We start from the raw sequence: 3,848 nt of genomic DNA, 5'->3' as shown, positions 1-3,848 counted from the left end.
GGTCAAGCTGTCGGCATTGCATCCCCGCTTCGAGGCCATCAGCCGCGGCCGCGTGATGGCCGAGCTGGTGCCGCGCCTGATCGATCTCGCGCGGCGCGCAAAAGCTTTTGATCTCAATTTCACCGTCGATGCCGAGGAAGCCGACCGGCTGGAATTGTCGCTGGACGTGATCACGGCCGCGGCGAGCGATGCATCGCTCGCCGGCTGGGACGGCTTTGGGCTTGCGATCCAGGCCTATCAAAAGCGCGCCGGCGCCGTCATCGACTATGTCGACGGGCTGGCGAAGGCTTTGGATCGCCACCTGATGGTGCGGCTCGTCTAGGGCGCCTATTGGGACACCGAGATCAAGCGCGCACAGGAGCGCGGGCTTGCCGGCTATCCGGTCTTCACCCGCAAGGCGATGACGGATATGAACTACATCGCCTGCGCAAGGCAATTGCTGGCTTTGCGGCCGCGCCTGTTTCCGCAATTCGCCACTCACAATGCCCTGACCGTCGCGACCCTGCTGGAGCTTGCCGGCGACGGCGGCAGTTTCGAGTTCCAGCGCCTGCACGGCATGGGCGAAGCGCTCTACGAGCGGCTCGGCGAGGAGCGGCCGGATGTGGCCTGCCGGACCTATGCGCCGGTCGGCAGTCACCGCGATCTTCTCGCCTATCTGGTGCGGCGGCTGCTCGAGAACGGGGCCAATTCCTCCTTTGTCGCGCTGGCCGCCGACTATGCCGTGCCGGTCGATCGCCTGCTGCGGCGGCCCGCCGAGATCATCGGCAGCCCGGACAAGGCTGGCCATCCGAGCATCCCTCTGCCGCGGAACATGCTGCTGCCAGAGCGGCTCAATTCGCACGGGATCGAGTTTGGCGAGCACGCCGCCCTCGAGGCGCTGCTGATCGACGTCGCCCGCGAGAGCGGACGCGTCATGGCGGCGCCGCTGATCGATGGCCGCGCCGCCGATGGCGAGAAGCGGCCGGTGCGGAGCCCGATCGACGGCGCCGCGATCGGCAGCGTGATCGAAGCGACGCCGGCGCAGGCGGCGGAAGCGATCGCGCGCGCGAGAACCGGGTTTCTAGCGTGGAGCGCCACGCCGGCGCATAGGCGTGCCCGGATGCTGGAGAAGGCCGCGGATCTCCTGGAACGGCGCGCAGCCCGCTTCATCGCGCTGCTGCAATGCGAGGGCGGCAAGACGCTCGATGATGCACTGTCGGAACTGCGCGAAGCGGCGGATTTCTGCCGCTACTATGCGGCGCAGGGCCAAAAACTGTTCGGCGAGGGCGAGGCGATGCCGGGCCCGACTGGTGAGAGCAATGTGCTGCGCCTTCGCGCTCGCGGCGTGTTCGTCGCGATCTCGCCCTGGAATTTTCCGCTGGCAATCTTTTTGGGGCAGGTCACCGCGGCGCTGATGGCCGGCAACAGCGTCGTTGCCAAGCCGGCCGAGCAGACGCCGCTGATCGCGACTGAGGCGATCGGACTGCTGCATGAGGCCGGCATTTCGCGCTCCGCGCTGCATCTTCTGCCCGGCGACGGCACGATCGGCGCGGCGCTGGTCGGTCACAACGACGTTGCCGGCGTCGTCTTCACCGGCTCGACCGAGGTGGCGCGTGCGATCAACCGCGCGCTTGCCGCCAAGGACGGCCCAATCGTGCCGCTGATCGCGGAGACCGGCGGCATCAATGCGATGATCGCGGACGCGACCGCCCTGCCCGAGCAGGTGGCGGATGATGTGGTGACATCGGCGTTCCGCTCGGCCGGCCAGCGCTGTTCGGCGCTGCGGCTGCTGCTGGTGCAGGACGACGTCGCCGATCGCATGATCGAGATGATTTCCGGCGCCGCGGCCGAGCTGAAGCTCGGCGATCCCCGCGACATCGCCACCCATGTCGGCCCCGTCATCGATGCCGAGGCAAAACAGCGCCTGGATGCGCATATTTCCCGCATGGACAAAACGGCACGCGTGCATTTCGCGGGCCAAGCGCCCGCGGGCAATTACGTCGCGCCGCACATCTTCGAACTAGCGGATGCACGTGAACTCGGCGAGGAGGTGTTCGGCCCGATCCTGCACGTGGTGCGCTACCGCGCCGACCTTCTCGCGCGCGTGCTCGATGCGATCGCAGCATCCGGCTATGGACTGACGCTCGGCATTCACAGCCGCATCGAGGACACCGTGGACACGGTCACGGGCCGCCTTCAGGTCGGCAATGTCTATGTCAACCGCAACATGATCGGCGCTGTCGTCGGCGTGCAGCCATTCGGCGGCAGCGGCCTGTCGGGCACCGGCCCAAAAGCCGGCGGACCGCATTATCTGGCGCGATTTGCCACCGAGCAGACCGTCACGATCAACACCGCCGCAGCCGGCGGCAATGCGGCGCTGCTGTCGGGAGAGGAATAGCCAGATTGCGCGGCCTCAGCCGAGGACTCGTCATGCCCGCCCTTGTGCCGGGCATCCACGTCTTCCTTCGTTGTCGCGCCAAAGACGTGGATGGCCGGGACAAGCCCGGCCATGACGAAGTGGAAGGTGAGTGCAAGCGTGTTTGATATTAAAGGCAGGCCGCGTTCGCGGCGGCCTGGGCGTTGCCGCAGGGCAGCTGCTTCGAAAGCTGCTTGATCTTCTGCTTCGATTCCGTCTGCGCCAGCACATCGAACACGCTGGTCGGTCGCAGTTCGGTGGCCCGCTCATAATCCTTCTCGGCCTTGCCGGGGATGCTCTGCGCCTCATAGGCCTTGGCGCGAGCGAAGTAGCCCTCGACCGTCTCGCGCTGGGCGATGGCTGCGCTCAAATCGTCCAGCGCCTTGGCGTAATCGCGCTTCGCGGACCAGGCGATGCCGCGGAGCAGCAGAGCATCGAGATTGGTCGGCTGCCGGGCGAGCACGACATTGAGATCGGCCATGGCGCTGTCGGCATCCTTGCGCCCGAGATAGGCACGCGCCCGCCACAGCCGCGCCAGCGTGTCGAGGCCGCCCGGCTTGCCGACGAGCTGATTGAGCGCGACGATGGAGCGGTCATATTGTCCGGACACCAGCATCGCCAGCCCCTGGCCGATCTGTGCGAGCTGGTTGTTCGGATTGCGGTCGAGCGCGTTCTTGATGTCGAGCAGGCCTTCCGCGCTGTTGCCCTTGGCAAGCAGGGCGAGGCCGCGGGCCGCGCGCGCGGTGTCGTTGAGCGGGTTCAGCACAATGGCCTGATCGTAATCCGCGAGCGCCTTGTCCAGCTGGTTCAGCGCCATATAGGTCTGACCGCGCTCGGCGAAGGCCGCGCTGTCCTTGGCATCGATCGCGATCGAGCGGTCGAGATCGGCGAGCGCTTCCTTCAGTTTGCCCTCGGCTCTTTCGATCGTGCCGCGGCCGAGATAGGCCAGGGCGTTGTTCGGATCGAGGCTGATGGCACGGTTGATATCGGCCAGAGCGAGTTCGGCTTGGCTGGCGCGAATTTCGGCCATGGCACGCAAGGCCAGCAGCGACCCGTCATTCGGCTTGAGCTTGACCAGTTCGTCGATGTCCTTCTGGCTGTCGGCGATGCGATTGAGCGCCATCAGCGCAATCGCGCGAAGCCGCAGGGCAGGCTCGTTGTGCGGGTCGCCGGCCAGGACCGCGTCGAGCCGGGCAACGGCTTCGGGAAATCGCTTCTGCGCGAACAGCAGCTTGGCCTGATCGAGCGCGCTGCCGCCCGCTCCGTCCGTCGCAGGCGGCGGCATGGCGGCCTGCGGCATCGTTCCTGCGCCAGCGGCCGCAGACGGCGCTTTCGGCGCATCCCGCACCTTGGCCAGTGCCGCTTGCATGGCGACCGCGGCCTGACGCTGGCGCTGGACCTCGGCGTTGCCGGGCAGCAGGGTGAGAAGCTGGTCGAAATCAGCGATGGCGCG

Annotated in this window: 1 protein-coding gene and 1 pseudogene; one reads left to right on the top strand and one right to left on the bottom strand. The window is 67.0% G+C overall.

Features of this window, described 5'->3' with window-relative positions; translation table 11 throughout:
- Positions 1 to 2,377, top strand: a pseudogene (gene putA / locus JOZ76_RS13000) (bifunctional proline dehydrogenase/L-glutamate gamma-semialdehyde dehydrogenase PutA); the annotation flags it as partial.
- A gap of 148 nt (positions 2,378 to 2,525) precedes the next feature.
- Here putA and JOZ76_RS12995 read toward each other — a convergent pair.
- Positions 2,526 to 3,848, bottom strand: a 1,323-nt coding sequence (locus JOZ76_RS12995; RefSeq protein WP_291699030.1) for a tetratricopeptide repeat protein, incomplete at its 5' end; no start/stop codon positions are given.

Source organism: Bradyrhizobium sp. (assembly GCF_019244115.1).
Lineage (GTDB): Bacteria > Pseudomonadota > Alphaproteobacteria > Rhizobiales > Xanthobacteraceae > Bradyrhizobium.
Note: the sequence above shows the minus strand (reverse complement) of the source record. Positions and strands in the feature narration are given on the sequence as shown.